Genomic DNA, 21,550 nt, shown 5'->3' with positions numbered 1-21,550 from the left:
AGCATGGAGAGGGTTTTGGGCGAGGCAAGGCAGGTCGCCATCGTCGGCGGCGGCCCGGCAGGCTTGATGGCGGCGGAAGTGCTTTCAGCCGCCGGCCATGCCGTGACCGTGTTCGAGGCGATGCCGACCGTGGCGCGCAAATTGCTCATGGCCGGGAAATCTGGCCTCAACATTACCCATGCCGAAGGCTATGACAGTTTCCGCCAGCGCTTTGGTGATGCGGAACCACGCCTGCGCGCCGCTCTTAATGATTTTACGCCTGATATGCTGCGCAACTGGGTTGAGCGTCTGGGGCAGGACACCTTTGTCGGCACCTCCGGTCGGGTCTTTCCCAAAGCGATGAAGGCTTCGCCGCTGCTGCGCGCCTGGCTTGCCCGGCTGGAGGCGCAAGGCGTCACCATCAGGACGCGGCACCGCTGGACGGGTTTTTCCCGCGAGCAGCTGGTTTTCGCGACACCGGAGGGCGAGATTGCCGTCAAGGCCGATGTCACTCTTTTGGCACTTGGCGGCGCAAGCTGGCCGCGTCTGGGCTCCGATGCCGCATGGGTTCCGGTGCTTGCGGTCAGGGGTGTAGAGCTCGCTCCATTCCGCCCGGCCAATTGCGGTTTTGACGTTGATTGGAGCGATGTCTTCCGTGAGCGTTTTGCCGGTGAAGCGGTTAAATCCACGGTCACCATTTCGCCGGCGGGGGCCTTTCAGGGCGAATTCGTGATCACGAAGCACGGCATTGAGGGCAGCGTGATCTATGCCCATTCCGCCGCCCTGCGAGACCGGTTGAAAGAAGCAGGCAAAGCGTCGCTGACGATTGATCTTGCGCCCGGACGTACGGTGGAACGACTTAGCCGTGATCTGGGCAGGCTCGTCAGGAAGGAAAGTTTCGCAAACCGCATGCGTAAGGCGGCTGGCCTGTCTGCCGTGAAGGTCGGGCTTCTGCGGGAAATCTTTCCCGACATCGCCGCCATGCCGGACGAGTTTGTCGCCGCGAGAATAAAGCATGCAGAGATACCGCTTTTGGAGACGAGACCGATTGCCGAGGCAATCTCGTCGGCTGGCGGTATCGCATGGAGCGGCCTTGATCAGAACTATATGCTGGAGAAGCTCCCCGGCATTTTTGCTGCCGGGGAAATGCTAGACTGGGAAGCGCCGACAGGGGGGTATCTCTTGACCGCCTGCTTCGCCACCGGCAAGGCCGCTGCAAAGGGCATGGCCGCGTGGCTTGAGGGTTCAGCCTGACAGACGTTCAGCCGTGCCGGCCTCCTCGCCATGTGCGGTTCTGACGAGGCAGCGCATGATGGCGTCGGTGGTGACGGCGCCAAGCGTCTTGCCGTTTTCCCCGACGACCGTGGCGCTGCTGACATTTTCCCGGACGAGGGCGCGCAGGCCTTCTTCCACCGTCATGTCCGCATCGAGCTGAAGGCGGGACTGGCCGGCAAATTCCGGCTGTACGACGGCGCCGAGGCGAATAACGCGGCCGCGATTGACCTCTTCCACGAAGGCTTCGATATAGCTGTCGGCGGGCGACATGACGATTTCGGCCGCGGTGCCCTGCTGGATGATCTCGCCATCGCGCAGGATGGCGATTTTGTCACCGAGCCGCAGCGCTTCGTCGAGATCGTGGGTGATGAAGACGACAGTCTTCTTCAGTTCCTTCTGCAGTTCCAGCAGCACCGTCTGCATATCCACGCGGATAAGTGGATCGAGGGCCGAGTATGCTTCGTCCATGAGAAGGATTTCGGCGTTGTTGGTCAGCGCGCGGGCGAGCCCGACGCGCTGCTGCATGCCGCCGGAGAGCTGGTTGGGATAATGGTTCGAAAAACCTTCGAGGCCCACACGCCTGATCCAGACCTCTGCCCTTTCTTCGCGCTCACGCTTGTCGACGCCCTGCACCTCAAGGCCATAGACAACGTTTTGCAGCACGTTTCGGTGAGGCAGGAGGCCGAATTTCTGGAAGACCATCGCCGTCTTGTGTCGGCGAAACTCCAGAAGATCCGCTTCATTCAGACGGCAGACATCGCTGCCGCCGTAGAGGATTTCACCGGCCGTCGGGTCGATCAGCCGGTTGACGTGGCGGATCAGCGTCGATTTGCCGGAGCCGGAAAGGCCCATGATGACAGTGATCTGCCCGCCCGGCATGGTGATGTTGATATCACGCAGGCCGAGCACATGACCATGTTTGGCGTTGAGATCGGACTTGGACATGCCGGCTTTGACGGGTTCGACATAGTCCCCCGCCTTGGGGCCGAAGATCTTGTAGAGGCTGCGAATTTCGATCGATTGACTAGCCATGCGCCACTTCCCGGTGTTTTTGCAGGCGAAGGCCATAGGCCTGGCTGATGCGGTCGAAGATGATTGCGATGCCGACAATGGCAAGCCCGTTGAAGACGCCGAGCGTGAAATACTGGTTGGCGATGGCTTTCAGCACCGGCTGGCCAAGACCCTGGACGCCGATCATGGAGGCGATGACGACCATGGCGAGCGCCATCATGATGGTCTGGTTGATGCCGGCCATGATCGTAGGGAGAGCGAGCGGCAGCTGCACCTTGAAGAGCTTCTGGCGATTGGAAGAACCAAAGGCGTCGGCCGCTTCCAGGACATCGCGGTCAACCATGCGGATACCGAGATTGGTAAGACGGATCATCGGCGGAATGGCGTAAATGACGACGGCGATAACGCCGGGCACGCGGCCGATGCCAAGCAGCATCACGACGGGGATGAGATAGACGAAACTCGGCATCGTCTGCATGACGTCGAGAACGGGATTGATCACGTTCTGCAGGCGGTTGGAACGCGCCATGGCAATGCCGATCGGCAACCCGACGACGATGGACAGCACCGCGCAGACGAAGATCATCGAGACCGTCTTCATCGTGTCTTCCCACATGCCGAACCAGCCGATGGCGAAGAGAATGCCGCAACAGAGCGAAACAATGGTGGCACTGCGGCTGCCGAACCAGGCAAGAGCGCCGACAATAAGAATAACGACCGGCCAGGGCGCGCCGATCAAAAGCCTTTCCGCCCAGATGAGGAAGCTCTGAAGGGGTGTAAACAGCCCCTCGATTGCGCCGCCATAGGTTCGGGTAAAAGCCCGGAAACCTTCGTCGATGACTTTTTTCAGCGCGCGCAGAGAATCGTCATTCATGGTCGGAAATTTGAAAAGCCATTCCATATCCTGTTCTCCATGACGAACCGGAGGCGGGGACCAACGTCCTCCGCGCTTCGGGAGTAAAATCGCCAGAGCGTCGGGTGCCGGCTAGTCGCGGGCAGAACACTCTGTTGAACCCGCTGTATCGGCGATCCCGCCAGAGCCGGGATAGCCGATACGGCTCGGCGCCGCCGTTGACAGGCGCCGATACCGGGCAGATATGTAAGGACGCGCTCTTAGAGGGCGGCCTTGACCTTTTCAGCGACTTCGGGAGAAACCCAGCCCTTCCAGAGGTCTTCGTTCTCTTTCAGGAAATGCTTTGCGCCGTCCTCGCCGGTTGCCTGATTATCCGTCATCCAGGCGATCAGCTTGTTGACGGTGGCGTTGGTCCAGGCGCGCTTGTTGAGGTAATCCATGGCAGGGCCGGAACGATCGGCAAAGGATTTGCTGACCAGTGTCTGCACGTCGTCGATCGGCCAGGCGTTCGGCTTTGGATCGGCGCAATCGGCAACCGAAGTACAGCGCTTCCATTCGGCCGCGTCATATTCGGTTCCGAACCCGAGCTTTACCATTTCATATTTGCCGAGCAGTGAGGTTGGAGCCCAGTAGTAGCCGACCCACGGCTGCTTTGCTTCATAGGCCTTGGCGACAGAGCCATCGAGGCCGGCGGCAGAGCCGGTGTCGACAAGCGTAAAGCCGGCCTTTTCGCCGCCAAACGCCTTGAAAAGCTGCGCAGTAACCACGGTGCCGCCCCAGCCCTGCGGGCCGTTGAAAACAGCGCCCTTGGATTTGTCTTCCGGCGACGGGAAAAGTTCAGGATGTTTGAAGAGGTCAGGAATGGTTTTCAGATCCGGATTGGCCTCGGCAACATATTTCGGGATCCACCAGCCCTGGACAGCGCCGTCCGAAAGGATTTTAGCGGCCGCGACCACCTTGCCACCTTCGAGACCCTGCTTGACGATTTCCGGCTGCAGGCTGACCCAAGCCTCAGGGGCGATATCAGGCTGGCCTTTCTCGGCCATGGAGGTCAATGTCGGAACGGTGTCGCCGGTGACGATTTCGGCAGAGCAGCCGTAGCCCTTCTCAAGGATGAACTTGTCCAGATTGGCGGCAACTTCAGCCGACTGCCAGTTCATGCTGGCGATTGTAACGCTTCCGCAATCGGCAGCATAAGCTGCGCCGCCTGAAAAGGCGAAGCCTGCGGAAAGAATTGTGGCACCCAAAAGTATTTTCATTGTTGTTCCCTCTGGTCGCGGTGTGGCGAAGACCCGGGCGCTGACGGCACCGCGACCGCCAGCGCCCTTATTGAGGCTTAATAATTCGTTTGTCGCCATTCCGTTTGCGGCAATTTCTGGCGTATTGAGGATGCTCACCCTGAGGAGAAGGCGCCATTGCAGGGGTATTCGAGAAAAAATTCTGGCGTGAAGGCTTTGAAATAAATGGTTGATTAGCAGCAGCGCCAAGAAATTTTCAAACCGATGGAACTTTTTCATTTTTTTGAAAAAGCAGGGAACAAACCAACGAAGTTTCTGTTCTCTTGGACTTTTCTCCTATTCTGTATTACGGGAGATTTCCTCTCGATTTTTGTGGTGATGTTGAATGACCAATCTTCGTGCTGCCCCGGTATGGCCCATCGGCGGCGGTGAAACGGGTGAGCTTGTGCGCCGCTTCGACTGGTCGAAGACCTCGCTCGGTCCGATCTGTGACTGGCCACAAAATCTGAGACAAAAAGCCAACTCCGTCGTCAATTCACCCATTCCGCAGGTGCTGATGTGGGGCCGCGATCATGTGATGATCTACAATGACGGCTATGCGGAGATCGCCGGTAATTATCATCCGCAGGCGCTGGGCGGCACGGTGCCTGGCATCTGGCCGGAAATCTGGGACTGGAACAGCCGTATTCTCGAAGCCGGTTTTCGCGGTGAGGTCATGGCCTACCGCGACCAGCCGATGACGCTGATGCGACATGGCGCACCGGAAGAGGTGATCTTCGATCTGTTCTACACGCCGATCTACAATGAAGGCGGCACAGTCGACGGCGTTCTGTGCACCGTGCTTGAAAACACTGACAAGGTGCGGGCGCTGGAAGCGCTGGAGCAGAGCCGCCTGGAGCTTAGCCGGCTGACCAATGCACTGCCCATTCTGGTCGGGTATGTGGACTGCAATTACGTCTATAAATTCGCCAATGATGGCTATCTGGAGTGGTTTGGCCGTAGCGCCGATGAGGTGATTGGCCACAGTGTTCCCGATATCGTCGGCGAAGAGTTTTTTGCCGCGCGCAAACCCTATCTCGATCGGGCGCTCAACGGTGAGAGCATCGTCTCCGACACGGTCATCCGCCGGCCGGATGGCACAACACGCGCCGCCGAAATCCGCTATATGCCGCGTTACGTCGCCGATGGTTCCGTCAACGGGATCTATGTTCTGATCATCGATATCGAAGACCGCAAGCGGTCCGAGCAGGAAATCCTCATCAGCAATAACCGTTTCCGGGCGGCGGTGGAGGCGGTGCACGGGGTGCTTTGGACCAACAGTGCCGATGGCAGAATGCTGGGGGAACAGCCTGCCTGGGCGGCGTTGACAGGTCAGACGGCTGAAGAATACCAGGGTTTTGGCTGGGCCGATGCCGTGCATCCGGACGACCGGCAGGGGTCGGTGGATAGCTGGAACAAGGCTGTCGCCGAGAAGTCGACCTATATCTGGGAACACCGCGTGCGCCGTCACGATGGCGTCTATCGGACGTTTGCAATCCGTGGGGTTCCGATCTTTGATAAGAATGGTGCGATTGCCGAATGGGTGGGGGTCCACACGGACATCACCGAACAGCGTCAGGCTGAGGATACGCTCAAGGAACATGCCAGCAACCTCGAGCGCGAGATTCGCCACCGAATCAGGGCGGAAGAGCAGCTTCGGCAATTGAATGAAGGTCTTGAGGCCAGGGTCGAGGCGGAAATGGCGGAGCGACGCCAGGCGGAAAAAGCCCTGCTGCAGTCGCAGAAGATGGAATCCATCGGTCAGCTGACCGGCGGTGTGGCGCATGATTTCAACAATCTTCTTCAGGTGATTGCCGGAAATCTGCAACTGCTGTCGAAGGACGTGATCGGCAATGAGCGCGCCGAACGGCGGCTGGAGAACGCGCTGGCGGGCGTCCATCGGGGCGCGAAGCTCGCCAGCCAGCTTTTGGCCTTCGGCCGCCGTCAGGCGCTGGAACCGCGGGTCATCAACATTTCCCGTTTCGTCACGGGCATGGACGATCTGCTGCGCCGGTCGCTCGGCGAGGCGATCGAGGTGGAAGTCATCACCTCTGGTGGTCTCTGGAATACCTATGCCGACCCCAACCAGGTGGAGAACGCCCTTCTCAATCTCGCGATCAATGCGCGCGACGCCATGGAAGGTCACGGAAAACTGACAATCGAAGTCGGAAATGCGGTTCTCGACCGCGATTATGCCCGCAAGCATTCGGACGTTTCGCCGGGACAATATGTGATGCTCGCCGTCACCGATACCGGCTCCGGCATGTCGCCGGAGGTTCTCGAAAAGGTGTTTGAACCGTTCTTTTCGACAAAACCGGAGGGCAAGGGGACGGGCCTTGGCCTTTCGATGGTTTATGGTTTTGCGAAACAGTCCAGCGGCCACGTCAACATCTACAGCGAGGTAGGGCAGGGCACGACGGTGAAGATGTATCTGCCGCGCTCCGCTGCCGATGAGGACAGGGAAGTGGTCATGCCGACCGGTCCCATCGAGGGTGGAACAGAGACCATCCTGGTGGTCGAGGATGACGAGGAGGTGCGCAACACTGTCGTCGAGACGCTTGGCGACCTTGGCTACCGGGTGCTGACGGCGCGCGATGCGCAGGCGGGTTTGACCGTGGTGGAAAGCGGTATTCCGATCGACGTGATTTTCACCGACGTGGTCATGCCGGGGCCTCTGAAAAGCAGGGAAATGGCCCGCCGCGCACAGGAACGGCTGCCCAATCTCGCCGTTCTCTTCACCTCGGGTTACACCGAAAACTCCATCGTCCACGGCGGCAAGCTGGATGCCGGGGTCGAGCTTCTCTCCAAGCCGTATACGCGCGAAGCGCTGGCACGGCGCATTCGCCATGTCATCGCCAACCGCAAGCAGGTTTCCCTGGCAAGAGCGCGGCCGGCCGCCGCGCCGGGTCACGCGAAATCGTCGGGACTCCCCGGCGCAGCGGAGAAGGAAAACCGGTCAGTACGGGTTCTTCTGGTCGAGGATGATGAACTGATCCGGATGAACTCGACGGAGATGCTGTCGGATAGCGGCTTTGCCGTCATCGAAGCCGGAAATGCCGCTGAGGCGCTTCAGGTGATCGAGGCGGACCGCGTTGACGTTCTCGTTACCGATCTTGGCCTGCCCGACATGATGGGGGGTGAGCTGGCAGTGGAGGCCCTGCGCCGCAGACCGGGGCTAGCCGTCGTGTTTGCGACCGGCGACAGCAACCTGCCTGAGGGTGCGCCCGAAAATGCCGTGCTCCTGACAAAGCCCTACGACGAACAACAAATCGTTTCGGCAGTCCGACAGGCACACAGCACAAAAAGCGAGCTGGCGGAGTAAGCCGCCAGCCGTCGCGGCCCGGCTCGGATCGCAGAAGCGGGACGCCCCCTGCGTGCGGGGCGTGCCCTAGTAACCGCGAGCCATATCGACGGTTTCTGGAAGTTTGCCGCTTTCCCGCCAGGCGCGGACATTGCCCGCAACGATCCGTGCCGAACTTTCACGGCTTGTCGGCGCAGAGATATGCGGCAGGGCGGTGACTTTCGGGTGATGCCAGAATGGTGAGTCCACGGGCAGCGGTTCCTGCTCGAATACATCGAGTACCGCGTGGGACAGTCTGCCGGAATCGAGCGCTGCAATCAGGTCATCCGCGACGATCACCGCGCCGCGGGCGAAATTGATCACGGCTGCTCGCGGTTTCATTGCTGCCAGACGGTCGGCGTTGAGAAGGCCGCGCGTTGCGTCCGTAAGCGGGACGAGGCAGACGAGAATATCGCTTTTTTCCAACAATGCCTGAAGGCCATCGTCTCCATTCAGGGTTTCCACACCTGGGATCGCCTTTTCCGATCGGCTCCAGCCGGAAACATTAAAACCGGCATGGATGAGACGGTCCGCAGCCGCCATGCCAAGCGCACCGAGACCGAGGAGCCCAACTGTCGTCTCGGCGGGATGGCGGTAGTCCAGCTCCTGCCACAATGCTTTTTGCTGGTTCTCGCGGTAGGCGGGCATGTCGCGCTGTAGATAATAGGTCCATGCAAGCACTGCTTCGGCCATGACGCGGGAAAGCTCCGGGTCTTTAAGCCGGACGATAGGCGGCGCCTTTTCTCCCAATTCCAGCACCAGCCGCTCGACGCCCGCCCAGAGGCTATGAATCCAGGTCAGGCCGGGAAGGGCCGCGATATCGGCCGGATCTGGATTGGCGACGATGGCAAAATCCACGACCCGCCTTTGCTCGTCCGTTAATTCTGAAAAGGAGAGGATCACCTCCTGCGGCATTGCGGCGCGCAGCGCCTGTTTCCACACGGTTTCCGTTTCCGCATTCATCCGTGAAACAAAGGCGATAGGTGATGGCATGGCATTGGTCCTGCTTGCGATTTTGATGGCACGCCATCAATGCGCAATTTTGGAAGAAATGCATAGGCCACAGGCGGGATTTTACGTTTCTCCCGTCACCCCGGACGCGATCGGCGTCCAGCCGACGCGCGCCTGCCAGACGTACAGGTTCTCCTCAGCCAACGACTTGGATGGCTGTTCCCCGGCTCGAAGGCCGGGGTGACGGCGTGGGATGGTAAGTTTGCTGGATCGCCCAGTTCCCGAGTTGCCTTCGTGTCGACAGCCCGCTCTTCACCGGGCCGTTTCATGATCAGGCATCTTCCTTAACCGGCGGTTTTGCGTCGCCGTAATAGGCCGAGAATTTCTCGTGATAATGCTCCGAACCACCGGGGCCGGCGTAGCGCTGAAGTTCCGTCATGTCCGTCTTGTTGAGCACGATGCCGAGCGTTTTGTTGGCGATCTGCGGCTCGTTGGCCATCAGGTTCTGCACCATCTGGATTGGCGTCTTGCCCCATTCGGTGACGAAGACAAAGCCATCCACCTGCGGCGCAAAGGCCTTGGCATCGATGACGGGAACCACGGGGGCAAGGTCAACGATGATGTAATCGCAGGCCTCGCGGGCGGAGTCGATGAATTTGCGCATGCCGGACGAGGAGAGCAACTCGCTCGAATGGGCGAACTGGTTGCTGGTCGAAACCGGCAGGATGCCCATTTTCGTGCGGGTATCCACCTTTACCGCCTGCGTCCACGGAACTTCATCGAGCACCACTTCCACCAGTCCGGCGGATTGGCGTGTCGTCAGCATGCGGCTAAGGCCGGGGTTGCGGATATCGGCATCCACGACAAGCGTGCGCTTACCGGTCGAGGCGATCAGGCCGGCGAGATTGAGCGCCACGACCGACTTGCCCTCGTTTGGCAGGCAGGAAATGACGCCGATGACCCGGCACTGGCGTTCCTGAATGACGACATCGGCCGTGAGCTTCACGTTGCGCAGCGTCTCCGCGAAGCTGGAGCGCGGGCTGTCGACCGCAAGGCGCAGCATTTTCTGGAACGAGACCTGACCGCTTTCGTCAAGTGTTGCGTTTTCTCCGCCAGGAGTGGCGGCGCTATTGCCTGTTTTGGCATTTTCGACGCCGCGTTCACCAATGAAGGGAAGGTAACCCAGAAAGCGCATGCGCAGATTGTCACGCACGTCGTTGCCAGTGTGGAAGAAGCGGTCCCGGAACTCCAGAAGTGCGGCAATGCCGCCACCGAGCATCAGGCCCAGAACCACTGAAAGCGCCATGGTCATGGTCTTTTTCGGGCTGGAAGGGGATGTCGGCAGGCCGGCTTCGGAGATGATGCGGGCCTTGGCGATCGGTAGCGACTGCTTCTGCGAAGCCTCTTCGAAGCGTCCGAGATAGGACTGATAGAGGGTGCGCAGTGCCGTCGCCCGCTGCTCAAGCTCGCGCAGCTGCACCATGGTGATATTGGCTGCCGAATTTCGGCCAGCCACCTTATCGATGCTGTCGCGCAATGACTGAACGCGCGAATTGGCGACGTCATATTCGTTCTTGAAGCTGCCGGTCAGCTGCTGCAACTCCTGGAAAATCTGCTGCGATACTTCCTTCTTTTCCGCTTCGAGCGCGGTCGCCTGCGGATGATCGGCGCCGAACTGCTGGACGATGCCGCGCTGCCGGTCGGAAATGGTAATGTAACGCTTGCGAAGATCCTGAATGACCGAATTGTCGGTGTCGCGGGCCGAGACAACGGCGTTGTCGACGGCTGTTTCCGGTCCACGGTCGATGATCGATTTATATTGATTGTAACGGGCAGATGCCGTGGCTGCATCCGCCTGCGCAGAAATCAGCTGGCCATTGAGATCGGCAAGCTGGCTTTCCGACATCAGTTCGCCGCGTGACGATACGATATTGTTGTCGGACCGGAATTTCTGAACCGCGAGTTCCGCTGCCTGGGCGCGCTGATTGAGGTCGGTCAGACGTTCCTGCAGCCAGACAGAAGCACGTTCACTGGCGTCGAAATTGGCGTTCAGCTGTTCGGTGAGATAGGCCTGCGCATAGGTCTTGGCGATCTGCGCGGCCAGCTGACGATCTGTCGAACGCGTGGAAATGGCGATGACCGAGCTGCGGCCGACACGTTCCACCGTCAGCGACTGCTGCAGCACGGCGGCGGCTTTTTCCCGCCGTCCGGCGCGGATTGCGGCTTCGGAGACTGGCGGGTCGCCCGGCAGCACGAGGTCGAGGATGCCCCGAACGGAGGATTTGACGAGTTCGACCGGGGACATCGCTGGATTGACGATCGTGTCGTTCTCGTCAAGCTTGGCCTTGTCGACGACGGTCAGCGCCATTTCCTTGGATTTCAGGATTTCCACGGCGCTGGCGATGCGGTTGTCGACGATCTGGGCGGCGGGCACCGGCGATTCCTCTTCGGCGTAACGCGAGAGGCTTTCATCGAGCAGCACCTGCGTCATCGCGGTGTAAACAGGGGTCGCGAATACCAGATAGAGGCCGGCGAGGACCACAGCGGCAATGACGGAGGCGGCAATGACATTGGCGCGGCGCACCACGGCGGCCCACAGGCGGTCGAGGTCGATAAACGTATCGGAATCCTTGCCGGATTCCGGAAAACCAATATTGGATTTAAAGGTCTTGTGGTGCATGGACCTACCTTGTGAATTAAAAATGGTACGCGGGAAGCCGAGCAACACTCGCCTTCCCGCCTCCCGTTATTGGTGCGCCGGCCGCCTCCCCGGCGGCGCGATTAAAGTCAGGCCGCCTGTACGCGGCTTTCGTGGTTCGCCACCAGTTCCTTCACCGAAGCGAGAACCTGTGCTTCCATGTCCGCCCGCATCAGCGAAAAGGCGACGTTGGCGGCAATGAACCCCTGCTTGCTGCCGCAATCAAAGGTGCGGCCCGAATATTTCTGCGCGTGGAACGGCTGTTTTTCCGCAAGATGTTTCATGCCATCGGTCAACTGAATTTCATTGCCCGCGCCACGCTCCTGCTTGGCGAGAATATCGAAGATTTCCGGCTGCAGAATATAGCGGCCATTCAGGTAATAATTCGACGGCGCCTTGGATGGTTCCGGCTTCTCGACCATTTCGGTGACGGCAAAGCCGTGGTTGACCTTCTGGCCGACGCCGACGACGCCATAGGAAGAGACTTCTTCCGGCAGGCATTCCTCCACACCGAGAATATTGCCACCGACTTCGTCATAAAGCTCCATCAGACCGGCAATGCAGCCGCGCGCGCCATAGGAGACCATGTCAGGCAGCAGCAGGGCAAATGGCTCCTTGCCCACCAGTTCGCGCGCGCACCAGACGGCGTGGCCGAGACCGAGCGGAACTTGCTGGCGGGTGTAGCTGACCGTCCCTGCAACGGGCAGCATCTTTTCCAGCTGCAACACCTGCACGGTCTTGCCGGAGCGGGTCAGCGTATTGATGAGTTCCGGCGCGCTGTCGAAATAGTCTTCGATGGCGGTCTTGTTGCGGCTCGTGACGAAAATAATGTGCTCGATGCCGGCCTGCATGGCTTCATCGACAGCATATTGCACGACCGGACGATCCACGATCGTCAGCATTTCCTTCGGCATCGCCTTGGTGGCGGGCAAAAACCGCGTGCCGTTGCCGGCTACCGGAATGACGGCTTTTCTGACAGTTTTGTTCAGGTCCATCGCGTTCTCCTTCATCAAGGTTTCATCTGTCCCCAGTCCCCGCGCAGACATGGTCCGCGCGCAAATTTTATGAAATCTGCCTTTTCACCCCTGTATTCGCCGCGGGCGCAAATATCGCGTCCCGCAGCCTCCTCAGCCGCACTGCAATGGGCATTCGCAAATGCCCCAATACGGCGGGATCTTTGATCGTGGTCTTCAAAGCGCCAAGTACCGAGCGGCGCTTGATGTTTTCCACCAAAGTCAGAAAATTATGCGCAAGCTGAAGGCTGCGGGTCCTCGCTTGCTGCGCGTCCATGGCGGTGGGCAGAAGAGTATAGTGGCTCAGGAAATCCTCATCGGCCCGCATCATCGCCTCAACGTGGTGCAGTTCAAGCACGCGCGAAATCGAGCCCTCGCGGATATTGTAGATATAGCCCGGCTTCGGTTCGATGACGCAGAGGCCGCCGGCGGCGAGCGCCGAGGCGAGCAGGATATAATCCTCGCCGATGCGGATGTCCTCGCGGAAGCGCAGCCCCTCGCTATTGAGGAAATCGCGCCGGAACATCGGTTTCATGTAGCCGAAATTGAAAGTGGAGCGGAACAGGATGTTGGAGGAAATGAAGTCCTCAAGCGTCAGGACCGGCCTTTCCTCAAGAAACTCTTCCGAAAACATCGTCTCCATCGGCCGCCCATCGGTGTAGACAACATCGAGATTATCGACAACGATCGCTGCACCCGCGGCTTGTGCCCTGCACAACATGCAGGCGGAACGCTCCGGGCGGATGACATCGTCGGAATCGAGCACGGCGATCCAGCGGCCGGTCGCGGCTTCGATACCGGCATTGCGTGCACCGCCCGGACCCCGGTTTTCTTCGAGCGCAAGCAGCCGCACGCGCGGATCGATGGCGGCGATCGCTTCAACGAAGGGAATGGTATCGTCGGCGGACCGGTCATCGACGACGATCACTTCCAGAGTCACGCCCTGCTGGTCGAGTGCGCTTTGAATGGCGGCTTCAATCGTATCGGCGGCATTATAGGCGGCGATGACGAAGCTGATATCGGGCGGCGAGGTAAGGTTTTCCATCAGGTCGCCTCCACCGCACCATATTGGCGGATTTCACGCACACCGAAGGCGCCGCTCATTGAACCCATATGCAGTGCGCCACGCAACGCATAACGGTTGCGGCGCACGGCGTTGAAGCTGGTCAGGGCAGCAAAGAGGGCGCAATAAACTACTTTCGAGCCGGCTTTCACCACTTGAACCGCACGGCGAGCACCGGGCTTCTTTTCAGCCAGCACACGGCCGTGGGTCTGGCCGGAGCGGAAGCGGCGTTTGGCAAGCCACATGAAGCTTGCGCGATTTTCCGGCACGGGTTCGGACAGCATGGCATCTTCCGCAAAAACGATGCGGCCGCCGGCGGCGTGAAGGTGCGAGAAGAAATGGGTGTCCTCACCGCCGCTCTGGCCGAGCGCCAGCGCGAAGCGCCGGCCCTTCACCGATGGCGCATCCATCTTGAGCAGCGTGTTGCAGGTATAGCCGGTGATGATTTCGCCATTCACCCAGACCGGAAGCGTTGAATGGAAATCGCCGCGTTTCATCCAGCCCGGCGCGTTGTCCCGATAGACGGCCGTGACGGGGCCGAGGACCGCTTCCGCGCCGGTCTCGTCCGCCTTTTTCAGAAGGGCATTGAGCCATTGCGGCGGGGCGGTTTCGTCATCATCGATGAAGGCAAGATAATCCGCCTTGCATTCCGACAGGCAGGCATTGCGGGCAATCGAAATATTGGATTTCGGGCAATGCACATAGGTGATCTCGAAGGGCGCGGTTTCGCGCAGGCGATCGACGCTTGCCTTGGCGCTGGGCTCCTCGTCATTATCGGCGACAATCAGCCGAACTTTCACGCCTTCCGGCACCTCCAGTTCGAAGAGTGACAGAAGTGTGGCGACAAGCGCCGGGCGTCTGTAGGTGCAGATACCGATATCGACGGTTTTCGAAAAATGCGGGCGGGTGACGGTGTTGTCGGTCATGAGACAGCCTTTCTTCCCCGGAATTTCAGGAGTTCCAGCCAGAAGCCGGTGGACCAGGCCAGATGCATCACCATCGCCGAAAAGGCGGCGAGTGGGCCGTATGGATTTTTCTGACCTATTGCCATCCACAAGCCATAACCCACACATGCGGCAATCCAGAGGCCGAGCGGAATAAGTGCCGCCCAGTGCACAAGCGACAGCAGCGCAAGCACGAAGACCGGCAGCACGGCGAGCGGAATCATCTGGCGGATTTTCGGGATCGAGCGATGTTTCAACAGGTTCTTGGCCCGGCCGCGGCCATAGGCGAGATATTGCTTGAAGAGCGGCATGACGCTGGCCCGCGGATAATAGGTCATGCGGGTCTTGTCGGTCATCCAGATGCGGAACCCGGATTTGCGCAGCCGGAAATCCAGCTCCGCATCCTCATTGTGGCTGAAGCTCTCGTCATAACCGCCGACCGCATCGAAAGCGGCAATCCGCATCAGCGCGTGGTGGCCGTGATCGATCCAATGGCCTTTCGCGCCTTCGCGGTGCTTCGAGCCACCATTGCCGAGCTTGGAATTCTGGGCGATGGCCGTGGCCTTCTGGAACAGGCCGTTGCCGACCGTATCCATGGCGACGACGACGGAGTCCGCACCCGTCCGCTCGGCGTCCTCGATCAGCCGCTGGCAATAATCATCGGGATAATCGCCATGGGCGTCGATGCGGATGAGGTAATCGAAATCCTCGCCGAAGGTGGCGACGGCAAGATTGATGCCTGCGCTCTGGATACGCTTCGGGTTGGCAAGAAGCGTGACGCGTTCGTCCTTTGCCGCAAAGGCGGCAACGATGTCGCGCGTTCCATCCGTGCTGCCGCCATCGGCAACGACGATGCGGAACAGGCGACCCTGCATCGCGCCGGTGAATTTGACAAGCAGCCCCTCGATCGTCTTCGCCTCATTGAGGCAGGGTATGACGATCAGCGTTCTGATGCCGGAATGACCGAAACCTTCCATGATTTGCCCCCTACGCACTACACGGGTGAAAACTGCGCTTTACGGGCGTGGCCGGAAGCGGATTTGGCGGGTGAGGACAATTGCTGCACCAGCAGACGGCAATCGTCGCGGTCGGTCAGCCATTGTTTCCTGTCTGTTGCCGATAGGGTGTGGAAGGCATCCGCATAGGTCTGCGGGGTCATCTGGTTGAAGAGGGCGGCAAGATCGTCAGCGCCCGCCTGTTGCAGGACGAAGCCGATATTGCGTTTTTCGATGAAGCGGGCTGTTTCCGTGCCGGAAAACGCAATCGGCAAGGTGCCATAAAGGCAGCCTTCATATAGCCGGTTGGGCAGCAGCCAGCTGGAATTCTGGCCTTCCTCGAAAAAGTCGATGGCCCAGGTGAATTGCACCTCGTTATAGATGTCGGCGAGATCCTCGGGGTTCTTGTATGGCCCATGGAAATGCACATGCGGGGCTGCGGCCACGAAGCCATCGAAATCAGGAAATTCCGAATAGGCCGGCCGGCCGCGCAGGATGATTTCGACCTTGCCTTCCATTCGATGGGCAAATTCGGCGAGGATTACCAGCGACTTGCGGCAGCGAAGCGCGCCGAACCACCCGATTTTCCACGGCTCTCCTGGCGCAGGCGCGCGTGGTCGTGGCGTGGCGGCAAAGGTGCTATCGAGCGCCAGCACCTTGTTTTCCTGCAAGAGGACAGGAAGATCGAGGCCGGAAACGGGCTTGAAATAATGCTCCACGAAGGCCGGAGAGCTGGTGATCAGCAGTTTGGCGTCGCGTGCAAAATAGCGCTGGGCGGCATTCAGCAGCTGTCCGGGCTTGCCCTTGTTGAGAAGAAGGCGGTGAATATCGAGACATTCGTAAACCAGTGCCGGCTCGCCGCCATAGATCGACATGGCGCGCTTTGCCAGAGCCAGCATCTCCAGATTTCTGGCAAGAATGACCTCGGGTGTCGGGATGCCGCTCAATAGCTTGCCCAGCGAAAGGCTGGCTTTCCCCACCGCGGCTAGGCGTTGCATGAACTTCCCGTCGGCGGTCTCCCCGAGCACGACGGGCACGACGCCCTCGATTTCCGCCAGCCGGTTCTGCCCGCGCCGGAAACCTGCCAGCGTGACCCGCGCCCCGCCTGCAAGCAAGGTCAGCACCCGCCGGCGAATGGCGGGGTCTGAAAGATCATGCGCGAGGTAGAGAATATGGGTCATGCAGGGTTCCGGGTGGTTCGCGTGTCAAAGACGCCGCAGCACGGGATTTGGTTCAAAACATCCGGTCAATTCAGAGCGCAGGCGATGCTTTCCGGGAACTGACATTTGTCGCCCAGCGCGGTGAAGGCGAAGCGGTCAACGACCATCTGCGATGGCCCGGCATAAGCAAACTTGCCCATCCAGTCCTTCAGCGTATCGGTGCCCCACAGGCTGAAGAAGATTTTCTGAGCGTTCTGCGGAATTTTCGTCGCGTCCGTCACCTCATGGACGAGCTTGCCGTTGACGTAATAACGCAGGCGCTGTGGTTCCCAGACGAAGGCGTAGTCGTTGAAACCGGCATCGGCTCCACCTGCCACCGGCACCAGCTTTTCATTGCCGCCCTTGGCGGACACATATTGATTGAGCTGTACCTGATTGGTGTTCTTGCCAAGAACCTCGAAGTCGATTTCGTCATGCGGCTTCTTGTCGGTCGGGCCGATATAGGTGAAAAAGGCGGAGTTCAGGCCTGTCCCTGTTGCGGCCTTCATCCGCGCTTCATAGGTGCCGTAACGGTAACGGCCCTTGGTCTGTATTTCACCGCAGGCAAAGTTGCGTTCGCCGAGTTTTTGCTGATCGAAACCAAGCGTCAGTTGGCCGTTTTCGACCGTCGCCAGTTTCTTCGACCAGGTGCAGTTCTGGTGGGAACCATTGTTCCAGCCGTCGGAAACGTACCAGAAAGACCGGTCCATAGAATCGAAGTTCTCGATGAAGGACGTGCCGTTGCCTTCCTGGGCGTTGACGGGCGCTGTGAAGGCCGTGGCCGAGAGGGCGGCGGCAAGAAGAATGCGTGTCTGAACGCGGGTGACAAATGTTGTCATTGGTTCACCTCTGTCGTTGCGAATAAAGCGTTTCGGATGTGGGCGGGCCGATCATGGAGGCCCGTTTTGTCACGGCGGCGACGGTCGCCTTGCGTTTGCCGCTGCGGCTTCCGGTGAGCACAGAATAGAGGGTGGGCAGATATTTACGCGTCTGCGCGTTGCTGATGATCAGAATGACGAAGGCAGACAACGTCGCAGCGATATAGAAAGCCGGATAAAAGTCCGGCCCGCCTTTGTTCCAGATCATCCACATGATGACCAGCAACGGGTAATGGGCGCAGAATATCCAGAAGCTCAGACTGCCGGTCTCGGCAAGCCGCTGGCCAAGCCGGCTGCGGATCAGGATGGATGAAGACACCCAGAAGCCGAGCGCGCCGAAGACAGCGAGCAGATTGCGCGACATGTTTAGCCAGAACGTGAACTCCGGACCGGTGAAATATAGACCGGTGGCCAGAATGGCAGAGGCGATGAAGGTCAGCACCATGATCGGCAGGGCGTAAGGATCGAGCGCCTTGACGTCGACACGGTGCAACGCAAGCGCAATACCGAGCGAGAAGCTGAAGAGGATCGATTTTTTCTGGACGATGTAGATCGTGAGATCAGGCATGGCCGTCACGACCAGCAAAATGGCAAGGGTCGGCAGCGCGAAGCGGCGCATCAGAAATGCGAGGACAGGAGACAGCAGAATGCAGACGAAAAGGTCGCGCAGAAAATAAAGCGGTACATTGACCGGCAACTGTTCCAGCGCCGCCCCGTGGCTCAGGATTTCACGCGGGCCGGCGTTCCAGAGATCCGGGAAATATCCCACGCCGACTTCGAAAAACTGAATCAGCAACACGGCGGCAAACAGCGCGCCATTCCACAGCAGGAAGGGCAGGAGCACGGTTTTCGATTTGGAGCGGATCGTTGCCGGATAATTGAATTCACTCATGCCGCGACGAAACAGCAGGTAACCGGAAATGGCGCTGAGACAGGGCACACCAATGCGAAACAGGGCGTCGCCCAGAAAAACCCGCAGCCAGTCGAAAAAGCCGTAAAGGCCGAGAAACGGGCTGGTTTCAGCATTGTGCGGAACATGCACGAACACGATTCCTGAAATCAATAATATGCGCATCAAATTGATACGGGAGGATAGGTTCTGATCGACAGTCACATCAGTCACCCCTATTGGGCGGCGTCTCCCCACGCCGCGTTGCAACCAGAGCGAACTTAAGCCCGCACTGGAAAGTCTGGTTTCGACTTTGGGATAAAATGTGGCGACGCGGGAAAAACACAAGATTAGATTTTGCGGGTGAATGTCTGGCTTGAGTTCAAATTCTGTCGCACGAAAAAATTAAATTATTGAAATAAAATAATTTTGTTGGAAATCACGTTTCCTTAAAAATCTTCGAAGCGTGTGAATTTGTCATTTGCCGTGATGTTGCGCTGCAAAAAGAGCGCCCAATCCTCCATGCCACGACGATAAAAATCGCCGTGGCATGGCCGCTTAACGGCAGAAATGAGGCGCATTTTTCTGCGGTATTTCTAACCCTGGGTTGCGGTATTCGGCGCACGCCGTGATTTGACCATGCCCAGGATTTTCCCCAGCAGGGCACGTTCGGTCAGCAGGATCAGTATTGCATAGATGGCGCTGCCCACGGCAGCGCCGATAAGAACCTGAAGGGTGGCGTTGGGAACGCGATCGGCGAGAAGGTGAAGCAAATAGCGCACCGCAACGGCCATTACGAAAGCGGCGATCATCGGCCGGCTACTGACGTAAAGTCCCTGGAAGAATGGCGTGTCGCTCGCTTTGAACACGGCCCAGGAGTAAGCGACGAGCGTGACCGCGTTGACGATACAGAGCCAGATCATGGCGTCTATCAACGTTCCATAAAGCGCCGCGAACCAGACCGCGACCGTGGTGACGACGGCACGGAGTGTCGCCGACCAGAACAGGACACGCCCGTAACCAGCGCCCTTGAGGTAAGGGATGAAGGTGCTGCAGGGCGTGAGAATGGCTTTCGATAGGGCAAGAAGACCAAGGACCGGCCAGGCATAAGCCCAGTTCTGCCCGAAGATGACAAGCATGGCCGGCTCGGCCACGGCCCAGAGACCGAACATCATGGGCGCGAGCAGAACGGTCAGCACCTGCGTGCTAAACATCAACGCATCGCGCCGGCGCTGCGGGTCGTCCATCATGCGGCTGAAAGCGGGAAACAGAACCCCCATGACGGCGGATAAAACCACCTGGTTGGGAATGCTGGCGAAACGGTTGGAAGCGGAATAGGCGCCGGCATCCGCCAGACCCAAGTGCCGGGCAATTACCACCATCGGCGACTGGAAGGTGACAAAATTGGCGATTTCCGAGCCCATCAGCCCCGAACTGAAGCCGAGAAGCGGCACCAGCCGGCGTGGCTTCATGACAAAACGCGGGCAATAACGCGAAACGGCGTAAAGTCCGACGAGGCGGATCAAAGCCGCGGCAAAAAGCTGGATGATAAGCGCCCAGACGCCGAACCCCATGAAGGCGAGCGCGACCGCGGCAATCGCCGCGATGCTCTCCGAGGCCATGCTCCAGAGCGCATCCTTGCTGAAGTTCATCCGCCTCGCCAAGAGCGAATAAGCAACGTCGCCAGCAAGCTGCAACGGAATGAGGAAGGCCATGATGCGCAGCAGGTATGCGCTTTCCACCGCACCCAGCAATCCGCCGAAAAATTCGGCGAAGATGTAGAGGACGGCTGCCATGGTGCAGGAGATCGCCAGATTGGCCCAGAAGACGGTATGGATCGTTTCCATATCCTCATCCTTCTCGACGATGAGGGCGGAGGTGAGCCCCGCCCCGGCGATCATGGTCAGGAACTGTACAACCGTAAGTCCTACTGCCACCACCCCGAATTCTTCCGGCGTGAGGAGACGAGCGAGAATGGGGACCGTGACAAATTTAAGCCCGAATGTCCCTGTTTTTGATAAAACGCTCCAGCCCACATTCGTGGTGATGGTCTTTACATTTGGTGCTGGGGGCATACAAGCATCCTGTTTCTGGAGGCCGGCGGGAGGAAGCCGGTTGGGAGTTGCCGATACCATCGGGGCCGCTTTTAGGATCGGGCCCGACACTTCTTGATCAACGCAAGGGGCGAAACAATGGCAAGATTTACTGTCGTCATTCCCTACTACCAAAAGCAGCACGGCGTCCTGGGACGTGCACTCGCATCGGTTTTTGCGCAGACTTACCAGGACTTCGATCTTGTCATCGTCGATGACGAATCGCCATACCCGATCGATCGGGAACTTGCGGAAATTTCGCAGGAACAGAAAGACCGGATTATTGTCATTAAGCAGGCGAATGCCGGCCCCGGCGGTGCACGCAACACCGGTCTGGACAACGTGCCCGATGGCACCGACTACGTGGCCTTCCTGGATTCCGACGATATCTGGACGCCTGATCATCTCAAGAATGCAGCCTTTGCGCTCACGACCTTCGGTGGCGAGTGCTATTGGGCTTCGATGCAGGCAAGTGACGAATTTTATTACCATTTCGCCATTTCCGAGCTTGAGAAAAACGAGGGCGCGGCCCGCGTTTCCGAGACGCCGCTGGTGATCGAACTGCCGGATCTGGCGAGTGTCATGCTGCGCAACTGGAGCTTCCTGCATCTCTCCTGCATGGTGATCGGCCGTCCGCTTTTTGAAAAAATCCGCTTTGATCCGGCGCTTAGACTGGCGGCGGAAGATGTGCTGTTTTTCTGCGATTCCATCCTCGCTTCGAAGCGGACGCTGCTCTGTGACGACGCCGGTGCGATGCGCGGAATGGGCGTCAATATCTTCCACAGCATCGACAATAGCTCGCCGGAATTCCTGCGCCAGCAGTTCAACACCTGGGTGGCGCTCGATACGCTGGAGGGGCGTTTTTCACGCCGGCCGGCCGATGTCGCCTCCATTGCATCCTATAAAAACACGGCACGCAAACAGGCGCTGTGGAGCCAGGCGGGCAATCTGAAACGGCGCAAGGCGCCCGAATTCGGACTGCTGTTGAAGTGGGTGATGCGTGATCCGGCACTGCTGCGTGCCGCTTTCGAACTCGGCGCCGGCAAAATCGTGCGCTCCAGATGAGCGAATTCTCGCCCGCAAGAATCTATA

Annotated in this window: 16 protein-coding genes; 3 read left to right on the top strand and 13 right to left on the bottom strand. The window is 59.0% G+C overall.

The features are described from left to right. Window positions 1-3 precede the first annotated feature (3 nt). Entirely contained in the window at window positions 4-1,233 is a 1,230-nt protein-coding gene (locus AT6N2_RS16775; protein ID WP_209090316.1) for a TIGR03862 family flavoprotein, read from the top strand. Here the strand turns inward: AT6N2_RS16775 and AT6N2_RS16770 are convergent. The 3 genes from AT6N2_RS16770 to AT6N2_RS16760 form a co-directional block, all read right to left on the bottom strand. Further along, window positions 1,225-2,286, bottom strand: a complete 1,062-nt coding sequence (locus tag AT6N2_RS16770) for a quaternary amine ABC transporter ATP-binding protein (RefSeq protein WP_209090315.1) — start codon at window positions 2,284-2,286, stop codon at window positions 1,225-1,227. The genes AT6N2_RS16775 and AT6N2_RS16770 overlap by 9 nt on opposite strands. After that, complete coding sequence (locus tag AT6N2_RS16765; RefSeq protein ID WP_063947125.1) at window positions 2,279-3,166, bottom strand: ABC transporter permease; 888 nt, start codon at window positions 3,164-3,166, stop codon at window positions 2,279-2,281. Before AT6N2_RS16765 ends, AT6N2_RS16770 begins: the two co-directional genes overlap by 8 nt. Before the next feature lie 212 nt (window positions 3,167-3,378). Further along, window positions 3,379-4,377: an ABC transporter substrate-binding protein gene (locus tag AT6N2_RS16760; protein ID WP_063947126.1), complete on the bottom strand. Its 999-nt coding sequence runs from the start codon at window positions 4,375-4,377 to the stop codon at window positions 3,379-3,381. A gap of 364 nt (window positions 4,378-4,741) precedes the next feature. Here AT6N2_RS16760 and AT6N2_RS16755 point away from each other — a divergent pair, with 364 nt between their 5' ends. After that, complete coding sequence (locus tag AT6N2_RS16755; RefSeq protein WP_209090313.1) at window positions 4,742-7,717, top strand: PAS domain-containing protein; 2,976 nt, start codon at window positions 4,742-4,744, stop codon at window positions 7,715-7,717. Between the two features lie 66 nt (window positions 7,718-7,783). Here AT6N2_RS16755 and AT6N2_RS16750 read toward each other — a convergent pair whose 3' ends face one another. From AT6N2_RS16750 to AT6N2_RS16705, 10 genes are all read right to left on the bottom strand, one after another. Further along, window positions 7,784-8,728 (bottom strand): 2-hydroxyacid dehydrogenase, encoded by a 945-nt coding sequence (locus tag AT6N2_RS16750; protein WP_209090311.1) that lies wholly within the window; start codon window positions 8,726-8,728, stop codon window positions 7,784-7,786. Window positions 8,729-9,017: 289 nt separating this feature from the next. Further along, window positions 9,018-11,366 (bottom strand): polysaccharide biosynthesis tyrosine autokinase, encoded by a 2,349-nt coding sequence (locus AT6N2_RS16745; RefSeq protein WP_209090309.1) that lies wholly within the window; start codon window positions 11,364-11,366, stop codon window positions 9,018-9,020. A gap of 107 nt (window positions 11,367-11,473) precedes the next feature. Continuing rightward, window positions 11,474-12,379 carry a UTP--glucose-1-phosphate uridylyltransferase gene (locus AT6N2_RS16740; protein WP_209090307.1) on the bottom strand — a complete coding sequence of 302 codons (906 nt, stop codon included), beginning with the start codon at window positions 12,377-12,379 and terminating at the stop codon, window positions 11,474-11,476. Window positions 12,380-12,446: 67 nt separating this feature from the next. Next, window positions 12,447-13,442 carry a glycosyltransferase family 2 protein gene (locus tag AT6N2_RS16735; RefSeq protein ID WP_209090305.1) on the bottom strand — a complete coding sequence of 332 codons (996 nt, stop codon included), beginning with the start codon at window positions 13,440-13,442 and terminating at the stop codon, window positions 12,447-12,449. Then, window positions 13,442-14,386: a glycosyltransferase gene (locus AT6N2_RS16730; protein ID WP_209090303.1), complete on the bottom strand. Its 945-nt coding sequence runs from the start codon at window positions 14,384-14,386 to the stop codon at window positions 13,442-13,444. The genes AT6N2_RS16735 and AT6N2_RS16730 overlap by 1 nt, the downstream gene beginning before the upstream one ends. Further along, a complete protein-coding gene (locus AT6N2_RS16725; RefSeq protein WP_209090302.1) occupies window positions 14,383-15,381 on the bottom strand; it encodes a glycosyltransferase family 2 protein in 999 nt (332 codons plus the stop codon). Before AT6N2_RS16725 ends, AT6N2_RS16730 begins: the two co-directional genes overlap by 4 nt. Before the next feature lie 17 nt (window positions 15,382-15,398). After that, window positions 15,399-16,580 carry a glycosyl transferase family 1 gene (locus AT6N2_RS16720; protein ID WP_209090300.1) on the bottom strand — a complete coding sequence of 394 codons (1,182 nt, stop codon included), beginning with the start codon at window positions 16,578-16,580 and terminating at the stop codon, window positions 15,399-15,401. A 65-nt stretch (window positions 16,581-16,645) separates the two neighbouring features. After that, window positions 16,646-17,437 (bottom strand): glycoside hydrolase family 16 protein, encoded by a 792-nt coding sequence (locus tag AT6N2_RS16715; protein WP_209090298.1) that lies wholly within the window; start codon window positions 17,435-17,437, stop codon window positions 16,646-16,648. 4 nt (window positions 17,438-17,441) lie between these two features. After that, the gene (locus tag AT6N2_RS16710; RefSeq protein WP_209090297.1) at window positions 17,442-18,590 is read right to left on the bottom strand and encodes an acyltransferase family protein; all 1,149 of its coding nucleotides are present in this window, start codon (window positions 18,588-18,590) and stop codon (window positions 17,442-17,444) included. A 371-nt stretch (window positions 18,591-18,961) separates the two neighbouring features. Further along, window positions 18,962-20,440: a lipopolysaccharide biosynthesis protein gene (locus tag AT6N2_RS16705; RefSeq protein WP_209090295.1), complete on the bottom strand. Its 1,479-nt coding sequence runs from the start codon at window positions 20,438-20,440 to the stop codon at window positions 18,962-18,964. A 117-nt stretch (window positions 20,441-20,557) separates the two neighbouring features. Between AT6N2_RS16705 and AT6N2_RS16700 the strand changes: the two genes are divergently transcribed. Next, window positions 20,558-21,523 (top strand): glycosyltransferase family A protein, encoded by a 966-nt coding sequence (locus tag AT6N2_RS16700; protein ID WP_063947136.1) that lies wholly within the window; start codon window positions 20,558-20,560, stop codon window positions 21,521-21,523. Window positions 21,524-21,550 lie beyond the last annotated feature (27 nt).

Origin of the sequence: Agrobacterium tumefaciens, assembly GCF_017726655.1 — a bacterium.
Taxonomy (GTDB): domain Bacteria; phylum Pseudomonadota; class Alphaproteobacteria; order Rhizobiales; family Rhizobiaceae; genus Agrobacterium; species Agrobacterium tumefaciens_B.
This window is presented reverse-complemented; position numbering and strand designations above follow the sequence as displayed.